The 17,751-nt window shown below is 69.6% G+C and carries 15 protein-coding genes and 1 tRNA gene; 13 read left to right on the top strand and 3 right to left on the bottom strand.

The window, feature by feature from the left end:
- Positions 1-25: 25 nt before the first annotated feature.
- From ACGFYU_RS35350 to ACGFYU_RS35340, 3 genes are all read right to left on the bottom strand, one after another.
- Positions 26-1,234 carry a restriction endonuclease subunit S gene (locus tag ACGFYU_RS35350; RefSeq protein WP_393831403.1) on the bottom strand — a complete coding sequence of 403 codons (1,209 nt, stop codon included), beginning with the start codon at positions 1,232-1,234 and terminating at the stop codon, positions 26-28.
- Entirely contained in the window at positions 1,231-2,742 is a 1,512-nt protein-coding gene (locus ACGFYU_RS35345; RefSeq protein WP_393831402.1) for an N-6 DNA methylase, read from the bottom strand. Before ACGFYU_RS35345 ends, ACGFYU_RS35350 begins: the two co-directional genes overlap by 4 nt.
- 266 nt (positions 2,743-3,008) lie before the next feature.
- Positions 3,009-3,080, bottom strand: a tRNA-Arg gene (locus tag ACGFYU_RS35340).
- A gap of 100 nt (positions 3,081-3,180) precedes the next feature.
- Here ACGFYU_RS35340 and ACGFYU_RS35335 point away from each other — a divergent pair.
- From ACGFYU_RS35335 to ACGFYU_RS35275, 13 genes are all read left to right on the top strand, one after another.
- A complete protein-coding gene (locus ACGFYU_RS35335; RefSeq protein WP_393831425.1) occupies positions 3,181-3,663 on the top strand; it encodes a response regulator in 483 nt (160 codons plus the stop codon).
- 70 nt (positions 3,664-3,733) lie between these two features.
- Positions 3,734-4,714 (top strand): ArgS-related anticodon-binding protein NrtL, encoded by a 981-nt coding sequence (gene nrtL / locus ACGFYU_RS35330; RefSeq protein ID WP_393831401.1) that lies wholly within the window; start codon positions 3,734-3,736, stop codon positions 4,712-4,714.
- Between the two features lie 19 nt (positions 4,715-4,733).
- Complete coding sequence (lysA, locus tag ACGFYU_RS35325) at positions 4,734-6,125, top strand: diaminopimelate decarboxylase (RefSeq protein ID WP_393831400.1); 1,392 nt, start codon at positions 4,734-4,736, stop codon at positions 6,123-6,125.
- A 159-nt stretch (positions 6,126-6,284) separates the two neighbouring features.
- Positions 6,285-7,574 carry a homoserine dehydrogenase gene (locus tag ACGFYU_RS35320; protein WP_393831424.1) on the top strand — a complete coding sequence of 430 codons (1,290 nt, stop codon included), beginning with the start codon at positions 6,285-6,287 and terminating at the stop codon, positions 7,572-7,574.
- A gap of 6 nt (positions 7,575-7,580) precedes the next feature.
- Complete coding sequence (thrC, locus tag ACGFYU_RS35315; protein WP_393831399.1) at positions 7,581-8,651, top strand: threonine synthase; 1,071 nt, start codon at positions 7,581-7,583, stop codon at positions 8,649-8,651.
- A gap of 303 nt (positions 8,652-8,954) precedes the next feature.
- Positions 8,955-9,881 carry a homoserine kinase gene (gene thrB / locus ACGFYU_RS35310; protein ID WP_393831398.1) on the top strand — a complete coding sequence of 309 codons (927 nt, stop codon included), beginning with the start codon at positions 8,955-8,957 and terminating at the stop codon, positions 9,879-9,881.
- Positions 9,882-10,302: 421 nt separating this feature from the next.
- The gene (gene rho, locus ACGFYU_RS35305) at positions 10,303-12,414 is read left to right on the top strand and encodes a transcription termination factor Rho (protein WP_393831397.1); all 2,112 of its coding nucleotides are present in this window, start codon (positions 10,303-10,305) and stop codon (positions 12,412-12,414) included.
- Between the two features lie 309 nt (positions 12,415-12,723).
- On the top strand, positions 12,724-13,824 hold the full coding sequence (locus ACGFYU_RS35300) for an LCP family protein (RefSeq protein ID WP_393831396.1): 1,101 nt from the start codon (positions 12,724-12,726) through the stop codon (positions 13,822-13,824).
- Between the two features lie 172 nt (positions 13,825-13,996).
- Positions 13,997-14,215 (top strand): 50S ribosomal protein L31, encoded by a 219-nt coding sequence (gene rpmE / locus ACGFYU_RS35295; RefSeq protein WP_393831395.1) that lies wholly within the window; start codon positions 13,997-13,999, stop codon positions 14,213-14,215.
- Positions 14,216-14,341: 126 nt separating this feature from the next.
- Positions 14,342-15,421 carry a peptide chain release factor 1 gene (prfA, locus tag ACGFYU_RS35290; RefSeq protein ID WP_393831394.1) on the top strand — a complete coding sequence of 360 codons (1,080 nt, stop codon included), beginning with the start codon at positions 14,342-14,344 and terminating at the stop codon, positions 15,419-15,421.
- 83 nt (positions 15,422-15,504) lie between these two features.
- Positions 15,505-16,350, top strand: a complete 846-nt coding sequence (gene prmC, locus ACGFYU_RS35285) for a peptide chain release factor N(5)-glutamine methyltransferase (protein ID WP_393831393.1) — start codon at positions 15,505-15,507, stop codon at positions 16,348-16,350.
- Between the two features lie 49 nt (positions 16,351-16,399).
- The gene (locus ACGFYU_RS35280) at positions 16,400-17,047 is read left to right on the top strand and encodes an L-threonylcarbamoyladenylate synthase (RefSeq protein WP_365069556.1); all 648 of its coding nucleotides are present in this window, start codon (positions 16,400-16,402) and stop codon (positions 17,045-17,047) included.
- Positions 17,044-17,676, top strand: coding sequence for a protein-tyrosine-phosphatase (locus tag ACGFYU_RS35275; RefSeq protein WP_393831392.1), 633 nt, complete (start codon positions 17,044-17,046; stop codon positions 17,674-17,676). The genes ACGFYU_RS35280 and ACGFYU_RS35275 overlap by 4 nt, the downstream gene beginning before the upstream one ends.
- The last annotated feature ends 75 nt before the right edge of the window (positions 17,677-17,751 follow it).

The following is a 17,751-nucleotide window of genomic DNA, read 5'->3' as shown; positions in this document are numbered from 1 at the left end:
CGAAGCTGCCCCTCCCTGCTAGGCCCTATGTGGCGGCTTCATGATCCCAGAGGGTGCCGGAGAAGGCGCGCTGCTGGAGGGAGGTGAAGAGCTCCTCGAGGGCGGCGAGGTGGGCATGGTGCATCGCCTTCTGCTTCTGAAGCGCGGCAACTCGTGCCTCGAACTCCCGCTGCGCACCGACCGGCGGTGCCGGTACCTGCAACCCCCGGCAGGTGGGGAGCGAAAGATGCTTCACCGTGCTGCCCGAGCCGGCCTGTTCGTATTGAGCGCGCAGTTGCGGGCTCATCAGTGCTGTCGCGAGATAGGCGGCTGTAGATCGGTCCGGGTGCGGCCTGTAGAGCATGAGTCGCTGCCCCAGAAATACCGGATCATCTGTCTCGATGATGCCCGCCTCGCCAACTGGTGCCTCTCGGGTGAACACGACATCCCCCCGTCGCGGCGTCGCCCTCCGATTCCATCTGTGGAAGGTTTCCTCGTTCACATATCTGGCATCATCAAGGTCGATTCGGCCATTCCGTACATTGGTGGTCCGAATCATCCTGAACGGAGTCACTTCATCGACCACCGGTGCCGTCCTGTTGACACAGTCAACGACGACGGAGCAGAGGTCTTCGATGGCTGCAATCGGCCAAGGGCGAGCGTCTCCGGCGAACATGTAGACGAAGATGGACTGGGCGAGGTCGTCGAGAAGGGCGATGGACCGGCGGCGCTTCACGCGTAGAGCGTCGGCTTGGTCCAGGACGGCAGCAATGCGCTCCTGATCTGCCTTTGGCGGGACGGGAACGGGGAGTGAGGACAAGGCTGCCTTGTTGATTTTCGGCAGTACGTTGCGTCCTTCATGTCGACTCGCTGCCGCCGTGAACTGGGGGTGCAGCATCCACCGAAAGAGATATCTCGGGACGAGTGAAGTGTCGATCGGATACATGTCTGCGCTACACAACCCGGGGACACCGGGGACTGTGACTTTCGCCAGATAGGGGCGAATTTTCGAATACAGGATCTGCCCGGCGCGGAACCTGTGCTTCGGGCTCTCTACGCCGTCTTCAGCGATGGTCTTGAAGGGGAGGAGGTGTCCCGTCTCAGGTTCAATGTGATTCGGCGCGATGTGTACTGAATCGCGATATTTGGCCGGGTCCACGAGGTCGCTGGCAACATGTGCCACATCGCCGAATTTCTTCCATTCCCATGAGTCAGGAATGGGGAAAGGGGTCAAGGTCTCTGGAGATCCGCTCACGCCAGCATCTCCTTCAGCTCTGCTGAGCCCGCCTCGATCGCCTTGTCCAACCGCTCGAGATCGTCCAAGATCTCCAGCGGCGGCCTGGTCACGACCTCCTTCTGGACGATCTCCTTGTAGCGGTTCAGGGAGAGGTCGTACTCCTGGGCGGTGATGTCGGACTTCGGGACACAGAAGCTCTGTTCCGTACGGGCGCGGGTGCGTTCGTCGGCGGTGCGGCGCCTCCAACGGGCCAGGACGTCCGGGAGGTTGTTCTTCGTGTGCTGCTCAGCCGTAAGGTCGGTGGCGCGGGCACCCAGGTGCTCCTCCGCCAACAGCGGCGTGCGCTTGTCATCCAGGCTGAAGCCGTCCGCCCGGACATCGTAGAACCAGACATCGTCCGTACCGCCGGAGTCGGTCTTCGTGAAGAAGAGGATGGCGGTGGAGACGCCTGCGTAGGGCTTGAAGACGCCGGACGGCAGCTTCACCACCGCATCGAGCTTCTGGCCCTCGACCAGCATGCGGCGCAGTTCCTTGTGTGCCTTCGTGGTGCCGAAGAGGACGCCGTCAGGAACGATCACCGCGGCCCGGCCGCCCGGTTTGAGCAGCTTGAGGAAGAGGGTCAGGAAGAGGAGTTCGGTCTTCTTGGTCTTGACGACCTTCAGCAGGTCCGACGAGGTCGTCTCGTAGTCGAGGCTGCCGGCGAAGGGCGGGTTCGCGAGGATCAGGGAGTAGCGGTCGCTCTCTTCACCCGCGCTTTGCGAGAGGGAGTCGCGGTGCCGGATGTCCGGGCTTTCGACGCCGTGCTGAAGCATGTTCATCGAGCCGATGCGGAGCATGGTCGAGTCGAAGTCGAACCCGTGGAACATGCTGTTGTTGAAGTGATGCTGGTTGTCGGCTTCGATCAGGTCGTCTTTGTGGACCCGCTGTACGTACTCGGACGCGTTCACCAAGAAGCCTGCGGTGCCGCAGGCGGGGTCGCAGATCTCGTCGCGAGGGTTCGGCGCGGTCATCTCGACCATCAACTGAATGATGTGCCGAGGCGTGCGGAACTGCCCGTTCTGCCCCGCTGAGGCGATCTTGCCGAGCATGTACTCGTACAGATCGCCCTTCGTGTCCTTGTCCTGCATCGGGATGCCCTCCAGGAGGAGAACGACCTTGGCCAGCAGGTTTGGGGTCGGGATCGTGAAGCGGGCGTCCTTCATATGGTGCGAGTACGTGGAGTCCTCGCCGCCCAGCGCGCGCAGGTAGGGGAAGACCTTGTCGGCGACCGTTCGGTACATCTGCGCCGGTTCGGCGTCCTTGAAGGTCTTCCAGCGCAGGTCCTGCTGGCCAGCGCCGAAGAAAGGGCTGGTGTCCGGGATGCCGCGGCGGACCATCCGGTCCTTGGCCGTCTGCAATTCGTCCAGACGCCGGATGAAGAGGAGGTAGGTGATCTGTTCCATCACTTCCAGCGGGTTGGAGATCCCGCCCGACCAGAACGCATCCCAGACGCGGTCCACCTTGCTCTTCAGCTCACCCGTAATCACAGAGGGATCGTAGTGCCCAGTCTCGGCAGCGACGCCGGCTCAGGCATTTCGCGCACGGGGGCGGTGACAGCTGTCGGTGCGACGCGCCGATCAGCACGTGCTGGGCACCACCCCGGGGGCCCGCGCGGCATCTTGGGTTCCCTCGCCGCTCACTCGCGACCAGTGACAGAGAACGACAAAGGGTTGGACCCAGTGAGACTGGGTCCAACCCTTGAAGTCTGGCGCTTCAGCCGGTCGGCGATGTGATCGCGACGTCCCGGCAGAAGTGCCCCCGGCAGGATTCGAACCTGCGCACACGGCTCCGGAGGCCGTTGCTCTATCCCCTGAGCTACGGGGGCGTGTCGTTCGCTGTGCGGCGACGGGTTGAACACTACCAGCTTCTGCGGGGTGATCAGGAACCGGTTTGTGGGGGACGGGGGAGTGGGTCGCTCGGAGGGGGTGGAAGTGGCAAAAACCCGGACGCGGGGGCTTGGCTCGACCTACTCTCGAGTTGTGCCAGGCGTCTCGGGCCGGGTGCTTGTTGTCGACGACAACAAGGTCATCCGGCAGCTGATCAAGGTCAATCTCGAGCTGGAGGGCTTCGAGGTCGTGACCGCGAACGATGGTGCCGAGTGTCTGGACGTCGTGCATCACGTGTGTCCTGATGTGATCACCCTTGATGTGGTCATGCCCCGGCTGGACGGGTTCGGGGCCGCCGCGCAGTTGCGGGCCGACCCGCGGACCCGGGACGTGCCCGTCGCGATCGTGAGCGCCTGTACGCAGCACGAGGTGGAGACCGGGATCGCTGCCGGGGTGGATGCCTTCGTCGCCAAGCCCTTCGAGCCCGCCGAGCTGGTGCGGGTCGTGCGGCGGCTCGTCGAGCGGAAGGATCGGCGGGATGGGAGGAGAGGGGCCCCTGCGGGGAGAGGGAGGCAGGGGTGACCCCCTTTCCCTCTGTTCACATGGCGAAACCCTTCGTGGGATGACAGGGCCTCTCCCCTAGGCTGGTCCCGTGACCCCCGCCGACCTCTCCCGTTGCGTCGTACGTGCCGTGCGCCGCGCCGTCGAGGATGGGGAGCTGCCGGTGGGGATCGAGGTGCCCGCGCGGGTCGTCGTTGAGCGGACCCGGCCCGGTGGGGTGGGGGACTACGCCACCCCCGTCGCCTTTCAGGTGGCCAAGGCCGCCCGTCGCGCGCCCGGTGAGGTGGCCGGTGTGCTCGCCCGCCGGCTCGCCGCGGAGCCCGGGGTCGAGCGGGCGGACGTCACCGGCGCGGGGTTCTTGAACTTCACGCTCGCGCCGCGGTCCGCCGCCGCCCTCGTACGGGACATCCACGCTCGCGGGTCCCGGTACGGGTATGCCCACGGAGCAGCCGTGGAGACCGAGCCGGCCTACTCCGACCCCGCGATCGGGCTGCGGGAGCGGGCCGTCCACGAGGCCGTCGTACGGCTCCTGCGCAGCCAGGGGCAGGAGGCGGATGGCGGGCCTTGGGCGGGCATCGCGCCCGTCGCCAAGCGGGACGGCGATGTACGGGCCCGGTATGGGACCGACGCGGCCGTCTGGGCCGTGCTCTCCGTCCCCGCGCGCGAGACCCCCGTGTTCTCCTACGACCTGCTCGTGCAGGGGGAGAGCAGTGAGTTCTTCCGCGTGCGGTACGCCTACGCCAGGTGTCGTGCGCTCGTACGGAATGCCGCCGAGTGGGGGTTCAGCGCGGAGGCCGGGGACGTGGCCGACGCCCCCGAGCTGGTCCGTGCCCTCGCCGACTACCCCCTCGTGCTGGAGGCCGCCGCGCACCACCGGGCGCCCGAGCGGCTCGTCCGGCACCTCGTCGAGCTGGCGGACGCGCTGCTCGACTTCCAGTACCGCGTACTGCCCAAGGGGGACGAGAAACCCTCGGCCGCCCACCGCGCCCGGCTGGCTCTTGCCGAAGCCGCCGGGACGGTGCTGGCCGGCGGCCTGGCCCTCCTCGGCATAGACGCACCTGAACGCCTGTGAACAGTGAAGAGAGACACCGATGAGCCGTTCCGCGCACCCCGCCGGGCCCCGTCACGCCGACGTCCTGCCCGAGGGGCACTACTCCCCGCCCCCGGCCGACCTCAACGCCCTCGACGAGAAGGTCTGGTCCCGGACCGTCCAGCGTGACGCCGATGGCGTCGTCAGTGTCGGTGGCATCGAAGTGACCAAGCTCGCCGAGGAGTTCGGGACTCCTGCCTATTTCCTCGATGAGGAGGACTTCCGGGCTCGGTGCCGCGCCTGGGCGCATGCCTTCGGGAAGGACGCCGATGTCTTCTATGCCGGGAAGGCGTTCCTGTCCAAGGCCATCGTGAAGTGGCTGAAGGAGGAGGGCCTCAATCTCGACGTGTGCTCCGGCGGGGAGCTGGCCACCGCGCTCGCCGCCGAGATGCCCGCCTCGCGGATCGCCTTCCACGGGAACAACAAGTCCGAGCACGAGATCCGGCGGGCCGTCGAGGCCGGGGTCGGGCGGATCGTGCTCGACTCCTTCCAGGAGATCGCGCGCGTCGCGCACATCGCCCGTGAGCTGGGCGTACGCCAGCCCGTCCAGATCCGCGTGACGGTGGGGGTGGAAGCGCATACGCATGAGTTCATCGCGACGGCGCACGAGGACCAGAAGTTCGGGATCGCCGTCGCCGACGGATCCGCCGCCGAGGCCGTGCGGCGCGCGCTCGGGCACGACTCGCTCGAGCTGCTCGGCATCCACTCCCACATCGGCTCGCAGATCTTCGACATGGCCGGCTTCGAGGTGTCCGCGAAGCGCGTCGTGCAGCTGCTGGCCGCCGTACGCGACGAGCACGGGGTCGAGCTTCCCGAGATCGATCTCGGGGGCGGGCTCGGGATCGCGTACACCTCCGACGACGACCCGCGCGAGCCGCGCGAGATCGCCAAGGCGCTCACCGAGATCGTGGCGCGGGAGTGCGAGAGCGCGGGCCTGCGCGCGCCGCGGATCTCCGTCGAGCCCGGCCGTGCCATCGTCGGGCCGACCGCCTTCACCCTCTACGAGGTAGGGACGATCAAGCCGCTGGAGGGCCTGCGGACGTACGTCTCCGTCGACGGGGGGATGTCCGACAACATCCGGACCGCCCTCTACGACGCCGAGTACTCGGTCACCCTCGTCTCCCGCACCTCCGACGCCGAGCCCATGCTCGCCCGCGTCGTCGGCAAGCACTGCGAGAGCGGCGACATCGTCGTGAAGGACGCCTTCCTGCCCGCCGACCTCGCCCCCGGCGACCTGCTCGCCGTCCCGGCCACCGGCGCGTACTGCCGCTCCATGGCCAGCAACTACAACCACGCGCTGCGTCCGCCCGTCGTCGCAGTGCGTGACGGACAGGCCCGCGTCATCGTCCGGCGCGAGACGGAGGAAGATCTCCTGCGTCTCGACCTCGGATGATCCGCATATTTCTGGGAGAAGCCCCCAGACCCCCAAAATAGGTGTCTCACTCAATGGACCGAGGGTGGAAACTGCTGTCCATTGAGTGAGACTGGTTCTCACCCCGCGCGCAAACCGTGCGCGGGGTATTGAAGGAAGACGAAAGGCGTAGGTCGAATGATGCGTACGCGTCCGCTGAAGGTGGCGCTGCTGGGCTGTGGAGTGGTCGGCTCAGAGGTGGCGCGCATCATGACGACGCACGCCGACGACCTCGCGCAGAGGATCGGCGCGCCCGTCGAGCTCGCCGGTGTGGCCGTGCGGCGGCCCTCCAAGGTGCGCGAGGGCATCGACCCCGCGCTCGTCACCACCGACGCGACCGCCCTCCTCAAACGCGGCGACATCGACGTCGCCATCGAGGTCATCGGCGGCATCGAGCCGGCCCGCACCCTCATCACCACCGCCTTCGAGAACGGCATCTCCGTCGTCTCCGCGAACAAGGCGCTCCTCGCCCAGGACGGCGCCGCGCTGCACGCCGCCGCCGAGACGCACGGGCTGGACCTGTACTACGAGGCCGCCGTCGCCGGCGCGATCCCGCTGGTCCGCCCGATGCGCGAGTCCCTCGCGGGCGACAAGATCAACCGGGTCATGGGCATCGTCAACGGCACGACGAACTTCATCCTTGACAAGATGGACTCCACCGGCGCCGGCTACCAGGAGGCGCTCGACGAGGCCACCGCCCTCGGGTACGCCGAGGCCGACCCCACCGCCGACGTCGAGGGCTACGACGCCGCCGCCAAGGCCGCGATCCTGGCCGGCATCGCGTTCCACACCCGGGTCCGCCTCGACGACGTCTACCGCGAGGGCATGACCGAGGTCAGCGCGTCCGACTTCGCCTCCGCCAAGCGGATGGGCTGCACCATCAAGCTCCTGGCGATCCTGGAGCGCGCCGCCGACGGCGAGTCCGTCACCGCCCGCGTGCACCCCGCCATGATCCCGCTGAGCCACCCGCTCGCCTCCGTCCGCGAGGCGTACAACGCGGTCTTCGTCGAGGCGGAGGCCGCCGGGCGGCTCATGTTCTACGGGCCCGGCGCGGGCGGTTCGCCGACCGCGTCCGCGGTCCTCGGCGACCTCGTCGCCGTCTGCCGCAACAAGCTCGCCGAGGCAACGGGGCCGGGCGAGTCGGCGTACACCCAGCTGCCGGTCAGTGCCATGGGCGAGGTCGTCACCCGCTACCACATCAGCCTCGATGTGGCCGACAAGCCGGGCGTCCTCGCCCAGGTGGCGACGGTCTTCGCGGAGCACGGCGTGTCCATCGACACCGTCACCCAGCAGGGCAAGGACGGCGAGGCCTCCCTCGTCGTCGTCACTCACCGAGCGCCCGACGCCGCCCTCTCCGGGACCGTCGACGCGCTGCGGAAGCTGGACACCGTGCGCGGTGTCGCCAGCATCATGCGTGTTGAAGGGGAGTAAGGACCCATGAGCAGCAATCGCACCCACCAGTGGCGCGGCATCATCGAGGAGTACCGGGACCGCCTGCCGGTGACGGACACCACTCCCGTGGTCACACTCCGCGAGGGCGGTACGCCTCTCGTCCCCGCGCAGGTGCTCTCCGAGCGCACCGGCTGCGAGGTGCACCTCAAGGTCGAGGGCGCGAACCCGACCGGGTCCTTCAAGGACCGCGGCATGACCATGGCCATCACCAAGGCCAAGGAGGACGGCGCCAAGGCCGTCATCTGCGCCTCCACGGGCAACACCTCGGCCTCCGCCGCCGCGTACGCGGTGCGCGCCGGGATGGTCTCCGCGGTGCTCGTGCCCCGCGGCAAGATCGCGCTCGGCAAGATGGGCCAGGCCCTCGTGCACGGCGCCAAGATCCTCCAGGTGGACGGCAACTTCGACGACTGCCTGAACCTGGCCCGCGCGCTGTCCGACAACTACCCGGTGGCACTGGTCAATTCGGTCAACCCGGTCCGCATCGAGGGCCAGAAGACGGCCGCGTTCGAGATCGTCGACGCGCTCGGCGACGCGCCCGACATCCACGTGCTGCCCGTCGGCAACGCCGGCAACATCACCGCGTACTGGAAGGGCTTCAAGGAGTACAAGGCCGATGGCCTGGCCTCCCGTACGCCCCGCGTGTGGGGTTTCCAGGCCTCCGGTTCCGCGCCCATCGTGCGCGGCGAGGTCGTCAAGGAGCCGCACACCATCGCCACCGCGATCCGGATCGGCAACCCGGCCTCCTGGGACTACGCGCTCGCCGCGAAGGACGAGTCGGGCGGCTTCATCGACGAGGTGACGGACCGCCAGATCCTCGCCGCCTACAGGCTGTTGGCCGCCCAGGAGGGCGTCTTCGTCGAGCCCGCCTCGGCCGCCTCCGTGGCCGGCCTGCTCAAGGCCGCCGAGCAGGGTCTGGTCGACCCGGGCCAGAAGATCGTGTGCACCGTCACCGGCAACGGCCTGAAGGACCCCGACTGGGCGATCGCCGGCGCTCCGCAGCCGGTCACCGTTCCGGTGGACGCCGAAGCCGCGGCCATCCGCCTCGGCCTGGTCTGACGCACCACCCGAGAGCCGGGTTCCGCAGGGTCCGCCAGACCCTCCGGAACCCGGCAACTCACCCCGTACGACGACAAAAGTACGGCCGAAGCCCGCGGCACCCGCGACACGCATCGTGCGCCTCCTGTGCGCCCTATGTCGCGAGAGAACCTTCCTTCGATACGCTGTACTTACATCCGCCACCGCGCATATGACCGCGGTGCTGCCCCAAGGGCCTTCGGGTGTCGTACGTTCTCCAGTACATTCGCAGCGAGCCAGCGAAGAGCGAAGATCTCGCACAGCAACAAGGAGTGTCATCGGACGATGGCCGGTCCAGCGTTCCGCGCCGCCGCCGTACGGGTGCGCGTCCCCGCCAGCAGTGCCAACCTCGGCCCCGGCTTCGATGCCTTCGGCCTGGCCCTGGGCCTCTACGACGACGTCGTCGTCCGGGTGGCCGACTCCGGCCTGGACATCGACATCGCGGGTGAGGGCGCCGACACCCTCCCGCGGGACGAGAGCCACCTGCTCGTACGCTCCATGCGCACCGCCTTCGACCTGCTGGGCGGCCAGCCGCGCGGCCTCGAGGTGGTCTGCGCCAACCGGATCCCGCACGGCCGCGGCCTCGGCTCCTCCTCCGCCGCGATCTGCGCCGGCATCGTCGCCGCCCGCGCCGTGACCATAGGCGGAGAGGCCAAGCTCGACGACACGGCCCTCCTCGAGCTCGCCACCGAGATCGAGGGGCACCCCGACAACGTCGCCGCCTGTCTGCTCGGCGGCTTCACCCTGGCGTGGATGGACGGGGGCAGCGCCAAGGCGATCCGTATGGAGCCCGCCGATTCCATCGTTCCGGTGGTCTTCGTCCCCTCCAAGCCGGTCCTGACGGAGACCGCGCGCGGCCTGCTGCCGCGCACCGTCCCGCACGTGGACGCGGCCGTCAACGCGGGCCGCGCGGGCCTGCTCGTGGAGGCCCTGACCAGGCGTCCCGAGTTCCTGCTGGCGGCCACCGAAGACCGGCTCCACCAGGAGTACCGGTCCCCGGCGATGCCCGAGAGCGTGGCACTCGTCAATCGACTGCGGGCGGACGGCATCCCCGCGGTCATCTCCGGCGCGGGCCCCACGGTCCTCGCGCTGGTCGACAACGGCGCGGCCGACAAGGTCGCGCAGCTCGCGGGCGAGGGATGGGCGGCCAACCGGCTCGCACTCGACGCCGCGGGCGCGAGCGTACTTCCGCTGGGTACCCAGGGCGGCTGAATCAGGGCCGGTCAGGGGCGTGGGCGGCCAGGGCAGGCCGCCCGCGCGGAAGGGCGCGATTGCCGGTGATTGAGAGGGGGAATGTCTTTTGGATCCGGTACTGTTAGTCTCAAGTGTGCAGCCGAAGCCGCCATGGCTCGGTGCTCAGTGTCCCCATCCGGGACCACCTTTCTTCCGGGAGCCTCCCCGACTGCTTTGATCACTTCCAGCAGTTTCGAGCACGCTCCGGAATCGGCGTGACATTCCCACGCTTTCAGCTCGGGGGCTTCTCGCCGGAACCACCCAGGCACGTTTCTCTCCGCCGTCTCTCTATCGGCGGACCACCGCCCCGGCACAGTTCACACACCTAGAACTGTTGTCGGACAGCACAACCGGTCGCCGAGCCAGACAGGCCGACGTCCGCTCCAGGGAAGGACCCTTCGTGAGCGACACCACCGATCTGATGGGCGCTGCCGACACCTCTGTCGACGCCAGTGCCCCCGCCGCGGGCGCCGCAGCCGCTACTGCCGGACGGCGTCGCCGCACCGGCACCGGCCTCGACGGCATGGTCCTGGCCGAGCTGCAGCAGGTCGCGTCGGGCCTCGGCATCAGGGGCACCGCGCGGATGCGCAAGAGCCAGCTGATCGAGGTCATCAAGGAGGCGCAGGCGGGTGGCGGCAGCGCCCCCAAGGCCGCGTCCTCCGCCGCGGGCGCCGCCGACACCGCCGAGGCCAAGCCGAAGCGCCGCGCCACCAGCAAGGCCCGTACGGGCGAGGTCGCCGCCGAGGCGCCCGCCGAGAAGCCCGCCGCCGCGCCGGCGCAGATCGAGATCCCCGGTCAGCCCGCTGGGGGCCCCTCCCGCGCGAGCGAAGCCGAGCGTGGGGGAGAGGATGCGCCGGTCGGCGAGCGGCGTCGCCGTCGGGCCACGGCCCCCTCCGGCAGCCCGGAGACCGCAGCCCCCGCCGCCGCCGTACAGGTCGAGGCGAAGCCCGAGACCGCCACCGCCACCGCGCCGGCGGAGGTCAAGGCCGAGGCCGCGACCGCCGTCTCCGCGCCCGCCCAGGAGGGCGAGGGCCGCGGCCGTCGCGACCGCCGTGACCGCGCCGAGCGCGGGGACCGCCAGCGCGACCGCCGTGACCGCGGCGCCAAGGGCGACGACCAGGGCCAGGGCGGCCAGGGTCAGGGCGCGCAGGGCGGCCAGGGCGGCGGCCGTCAGGACCGTCAGCAGCAGGGCGGCCGTCAGGACCGCCAGCAGCAGGGCCAGCAGGGCCGTCAGGACCGCCAGGACAACGGTCCGCAGGACGACTTCGACGACGAGGGCGGCCGCCGTGGCCGTCGCGGCCGCTACCGCGACCGCCGTGGCCGTCGCGGCCGCGACGAGTTCGCGCCGGGCGAGCCGCAGGTCGCCGACGACGACGTCCTGATCCCCGTCGCGGGCATCCTCGACATCCTCGACAACTACGCGTTCATCCGGACCTCGGGCTACCTGCCCGGCCCCAACGACGTGTACGTCTCCCTCGCCCAGGTCCGCAAGGCCGGTCTGCGCAAGGGCGACCACACCACCGGTGCCGTGCGCCAGCCCAAGGACGGCGAGCGCCGCGAGAAGTTCAACGCCCTTGTGCGACTGGACTCGGTGAACGGCATGGCGCCCGAATCCGGGCGCGGACGGCCGGAGTTCCAGAAGCTGACCCCGCTCTACCCGCAGGACCGGCTCCGTCTGGAGACCGACCCGGGCGTGCTGACCACCCGCATCATCGACCTCGTGTCGCCGATCGGAAAGGGCCAGCGCGGTCTGATCGTGGCCCCGCCGAAGACCGGCAAGACCATGATCATGCAGGCGATCGCCAACGCGATCACCACGAACAACCCCGAGTGCCACCTGATGGTCGTCCTGGTCGACGAGCGTCCGGAAGAGGTCACCGACATGCAGCGGTCGGTCAAGGGCGAGGTCATCTCCTCGACCTTCGACCGCCCGGCCGAGGACCACACCACCGTCGCCGAGCTGGCCATCGAGCGCGCCAAGCGTCTCGTCGAGCTGGGTCACGACGTGGTCGTCCTGCTGGACTCCATCACCCGTCTGGGCCGCGCGTACAACCTCGCGGCGCCCGCCTCCGGCCGCATCCTGTCCGGTGGTGTCGACTCGACCGCGCTGTACCCGCCGAAGCGCTTCTTCGGTGCCGCGCGCAACATCGAGGACGGCGGCTCGCTGACCATCCTGGCCACCGCGCTGGTCGACACCGGCTCGCGCATGGACGAGGTGATCTTCGAGGAGTTCAAGGGCACCGGCAACATGGAGCTCAAGCTCGACCGGAAGCTCGCCGACAAGCGCATCTTCCCGGCCGTCGACGTCGACCCGTCGGGCACCCGCAAGGAGGAGATCCTCCTCAACGCGGAGGAGCTCGCCATCGTCTGGAAGCTGCGCCGGGTGCTGCACGCGCTCGACTCGCAGCAGGCGATCGAACTGCTCCTCGACAAGATGAAGCAGACGAAGTCGAACGCCGAGTTCCTGATGCAGATCGCGAAGACGACCCCGTCGGGCAAGAACGACGACTGACGGTAGTCCCGGGCACCACCACGGCCGCCCCCGCCGCACCTGCGGCGGGGGCGGCCGTGCGTTTGCGTCCTGTCCGTCCTGTGCGACCTTCACCACAGTCCTGACCTGCGCGAACCGCCGTAGGCCGCTCCGCGCCGGCGGGTGAAACCGCAGGTAGGTGGCCCGCTACGACGCGTACATGCCGACGTCGGGGCGGCGGGACGCGGTCTCGCGGGCGTCCGGACGCCGCGCGCGCCGTGGAACCCTGGAGGACGTTCGGCCGTCTGTGTCAGGGGGCAGCGAGGATCGCATTCAGGGACTGAGGAGAGCATGAGCGAGGAAAGCAACGGCCGCGGCAGGCGCGCCGCGGGTCGGCGCCGACGGAAACCGCCGGCGCGCCGCAGAGCCCTCGCCATCGTCGCGTGGAGCGCCGCGGGCGTGGTCCTGCTCGGCGGGGCGGGCCTCGGCTACTTCTACTTCAAGTTCAACGGCAACCTGAAGACCGTCGACATCGACCAGGCGCTCGGCACCGACCGCCCGCAGAACGTGGACAACGGCTCGATGGACATCCTCGTCCTCGGCTCCGACTCCCGCGGCGGCGCGAACTCCGAGTACGGCCAGGACGACGGCGGCTCGGCCCGCTCCGACACCGCGATGATCATCCACCTGTACGAGGGCCACAAGAAGGCCAGCGTCGTGTCCATACCCCGCGACACGATGATCGCCCAGCCCTCCTGCACCATGCCCAACGGCAAGACCGACCCCGGCAGCTCGCGCAGGCAGTTCAACGAGGCCTTCACCATCGGCGGGGCCGCCTGCGCGGTGAAGACCGTCGAGAAGATGTCGGGGATCCGCATGGACCACTACATCGAGGTCGACTTCACCGGATTCAAGAAGATCATCGACACCCTCGGCGGCGTCGAGGTGACCACGACCAAGCCGATCAAGGACGGGTCCAGCCACCTCGACCTCGCGGCCGGCCCCAACAAGCTCAACGGGGAGCAGGCCCTCGGCCTCGTCCGCACCCGCAAGAGCGTCGGCGACGGCAGCGACCTGGGCCGAATACAGCTCCAGCAGGCCTTCATCAAGGCACTGATCAAGCAGGTCAAGAGCATCGGGCTGTTCGACAACCCCAAGAGGCTGCTCGACCTCGCCGACAACGCGACCAAGGCGATCACCACCGACAAGGCGCTCGGCGATGTGAAATCGCTCATGGGCTTCGCCCAGGGCCTCCAGGGCATCAGCGCCCAGGACATGCAGATGATCACGCTCCCGGTCACCACCGACGCCCGTGACAGCAACCGCGTCGCCCCGCTGACCAAGGAGTCCAAGATGGTCTGGGACGCCCTGCTGGCCGACCAGCCGATCCCCGCCGAGGCCACCGTGAACTCCTCCGGTGACAAGAGCTCCGCGGGCTCGATCGTCCAGTGAGGACCCGGGCGGGGACCCGGCGGAATAGATGCGGACCCCCCTCCGTTGAGGGAGGCGTCCTCAGAATTTTGACAGGCAGCCCGGTCCTGGCAGACTGGTCTGTCGGCCCCGGTTCACGCAGCGCGCAATTCGGCCCCTGCGACCCGGCGCCCTCCCGAATCTAGGAGACACCTTGAAGCGCGATGTTCACCCCGAGTACGTCGAGACCCAGGTCAGCTGCACCTGTGGCGCGTCGTTCACCACCCGCTCCACGCTGACCGGCGGCACCATCCGTGCCGAGGTCTGCTCCGAGTGCCACCCGTTCTACACGGGCAAGCAGAAGATCCTCGACACCGGTGGCCGTGTGGCCCGCTTCGAGGCTCGCTTCGGCAAGGGTGCGGCCAAGAAGTAGCGCGACCCAGGCGCCGGTCCCCGGCCGCTCCCTGTCCATGCGGGGGTGGCCGGACCGGCGCCTTTGTCGTCGTCCAGCCCCGTCACCCAGTGCCGTTCTTTCGTACTTTCACCACAGGAGCCCCCGATGTTCGAGGCGGTCGAGGAACTGATCGGCGAGCACGCCGATCTTGAGAAGAAGCTCGCCGACCCTTCGGTCCACTCGGATCAGGCCAACGCGCGCAAGCTGAACAAGCGCTACGCGGAGCTGACCCCGATCGTCGCGACCTTCCGTGCCTGGAAGCAGTCGGCCGAGGACATCGAGACGGCCAAGGAGCTCGCGGCCGACGACCCCGACTTCGCGGCCGAGGTCAAGGAGCTGACGGCGCAGCGCGAGGAGCTCACCGAGAAGCTCCGCCTGCTGCTGGTCCCGCGCGACCCCAGCGACGACAAGGACGTGCTCCTCGAGGTCAAGGCGGGCGCGGGCGGCGACGAGTCGGCCCTGTTCGCCGGCGACCTGCTGCGCATGTACCTGCGCTACGCCGAGCGCGTGGGCTGGAAGACCGAGATCATCGACGCCACCGAGTCCGAGCTCGGCGGCTACAAGGACGTCCAGGTCTCCGTCCGCACCAAGGGCGGCAACGGCGCCACCGAGCCCGGCCAGGGCGTGTGGGCCCGCCTGAAGTACGAGGGCGGCGTGCACCGCGTCCAGCGCGTTCCGGCCACCGAGTCCCAGGGCCGCATCCACACCTCCGCCGCCGGCGTGCTCGTCACCCCGGAGGCCGAGGAGGTCGAGGTCGAGATCAACATGAACGACCTCCGCATCGACGTGTACCGCTCCTCCGGCCCCGGCGGCCAGTCCGTCAACACCACCGACTCGGCCGTGCGCATCACGCACATCCCGACCGGCGTGGTCGCCTCCTGCCAGAACGAGAAGAGCCAGCTCCAGAACAAGGAGCAGGCCATGCGCATCCTGCGCTCGCGTCTGCTGGCAGCCGCCCAGGAGGCCGCCGAGCAGGAGGCCTCCGACGTGCGCCGCAGCCAGGTGCGCTCCGTGGACCGTTCGGAGAAGATCCGCACGTACAACTTCCCGGAAAACCGGATCTCGGACCACCGCACCGGCTTCAAGGCGTACAACTTGGACCAGGTGCTCGACGGCGACCTCGACTCGGTCATCCAGGCCTGTGCCGACGCCGACTCCGCGGCCAAGCTCGCCGCCGCGCAGTAAAGACCCGTACCACCCCCCTCCCCCAAGCTCTCGGCTTCGCTCGAGCAGGGGGGACCCCCATGACAGCAGCCCGGAGGACCAGCGTGAACTTGCTGCTTGCCGAGGTGGCCCAGGCCACCCAGCGGCTGGCCGCCGCCGGCGTGCCCTCACCGCGCTTCGACGCGGAGGAGCTCGCGGCCTTCGTGCACGGCGTCAAGCGGGGGGAACTGCACCACGTCAAGGACGCGGACTTCGACGCCCGCTACTGGGAGGCCGTCGCCCGCCGCGAGGCGCGCGAGCCGCTCCAGCACATCACCGGCCGGGCCTTCTTCCGGTACCTGGAGCTCCAGGTCGGGCCCGGGGTCTTCGTGCCCCGGCCCGAGACCGAGTCGGTCGTGGACTGGGCCATACACGCCGTCCGCGCGATGGACGTGGTCGAGCCTCTGATCGTCGACCTGTGCTCCGGCTCCGGCGCGATCGCGCTGGCCATGGCGCAGGAGGTGCCGCGCTCGCGCGTGCACGCGGTCGAGCTGTCCGAGGAGGCCCTGCGGTGGACCCGCAAGAACGCCGAGGGCTCCCGGGTCACCGTCCACCAGGGTGACGCGCTCAGCGCCCTGCCCGAGCTCGACGGACAGGTCGACCTGGTCATCTCCAACCCTCCGTACATCCCGCTCACCGAGTGGGAGTACGTGGCCCCCGAGGCACGGGACCACGATCCGGAGATGGCGCTCTTCTCCGGCGAGGACGGCCTCGACACCATCCGCGGCATCGAGCGCACCGCCCACCGGCTGCTGAGGCCGGGCGGCATCGTCGTCGTCGAGCACGCCGACACCCAGGGCGGTCAGGTGCCCTGGATCTTCGCCGAGGAACGGGGGTGGGCCGACGCGGCCGACCACCCGGACCTCAACAACCGCCCGCGCTTCGCGACCGCCCGCAAGGCGCTGCCGTGACCGGGGCGCCCCTTCCCGCCACCACCCTGCTGCACGAGGAGAACCGCTGATGGCCCGGCGATACGACTGCAACGACGCGACGGACCGCAAGACGGGTCTGCGCGAAGCCGCATCCGCCGTGCGTCGCGGCGAGCTCGTCGTGCTGCCCACGGACACCCTTTACGGGATCGGCGCGGACGCCTTCAGCCCGGAGGCCGTCCACGACCTGCTCGCCGCCAAGGGGCGGGGCCGCGGCATGCCCACCCCCGTGCTCATCGGCTCCCCGAACACCCTGCACGGCCTGGTCACGGACTTCTCCGAGCAGGCGTGGGAGCTCGTCGACGCCTTCTGGCCGGGTGCGCTGACGCTCGTCGCCAAGCACCAGCCCTCGCTGGCGTGGGACCTCGGCGACACCGGCGGCACCGTGGCCGTACGGATGCCCCTGCACCCCGTGGCGATCGAGCTGCTCACCGAGGTCGGCCCGATGGCGGTGTCCTCGGCCAACCTGACCGGGCACCCGGCGCCCGAGGACTGCGACGCGGCCCGCGAGATGCTCGGGGACTCCGTGTCCGTGTACCTGGACGGCGGGCCGACGCCCGGCATCCAGCCGTCGTCGATCGTCGACGTCACCGGGAAGGTTCCCGTCCTGCTGCGCGAGGGCGCGCTCACCGCGGACCAGCTGCGGGAGGTCGTACCCGACCTCGAGGTCGCCCCGTGAGCCCTGAGGGGCGTGGCATAGCCGGGGACACCACCTTCCGCATCCTCCACGTCAGCACCGGCAACGTGTGCCGCTCGCCCATCACCGAGCGGCTGACGCGGCACGCCCTCTCGCACCGGCTGGGCGGCCTCGTCCAGGGGGACCTCATCGTGGAGAGCGCGGGTACGTGGGGTCACGAGGGCGCCCCGATGGAGGCGAACGCGGCCGCCGTGCTGGCGGACTTCGGGGCCGACGCGTCCGGGTTCACCGGGCGGGAGCTGCTGGACGAGCACGTCATCCGGGCCGACCTGGTGCTGACCGCCACGCGGGACCACCGGGCGCAGGTCATCTCGATGGGCCACTCGGCGGGGCTGCGGACCTTCACGCTGAAGGAGTTCACGCGGCTGGTACGGGCGATAGACCCGGCCACGCTGCCGCCGCTGGAGGACGGCATGGCGGAGCGGGCGCGGGCCCTCGTACGGGCCGCGGCCGCCCTGCGGGGCTGGCTGCTGGCGCCTTCCCCCGACGCGGACGAGGTGTACGACCCGTACGGCGCGCCGATCACGTTCTTCCGCTCGATCGGCGACGAGATCAACCAGGCCCTCGACCCGGTGGTCACGGCCCTGACGGGCGTCACGGCACGCCGCTGACCCGGCGGCCGGAGGCCGACGCAGCGGGCCGACGCCCGGGAGGCCCCCCAGGGGCCGAGCGGTGCGAGGAACGCG

The sequence above is a fragment of the Streptomyces sp. NPDC048337 genome (genome assembly GCF_043201175.1).
GTDB lineage: Bacteria > Actinomycetota > Actinomycetes > Streptomycetales > Streptomycetaceae > Streptomyces.
The sequence above is the reverse complement of the archived record's forward strand: the minus strand, read 5'-3'. Positions and strand labels throughout refer to the sequence as shown.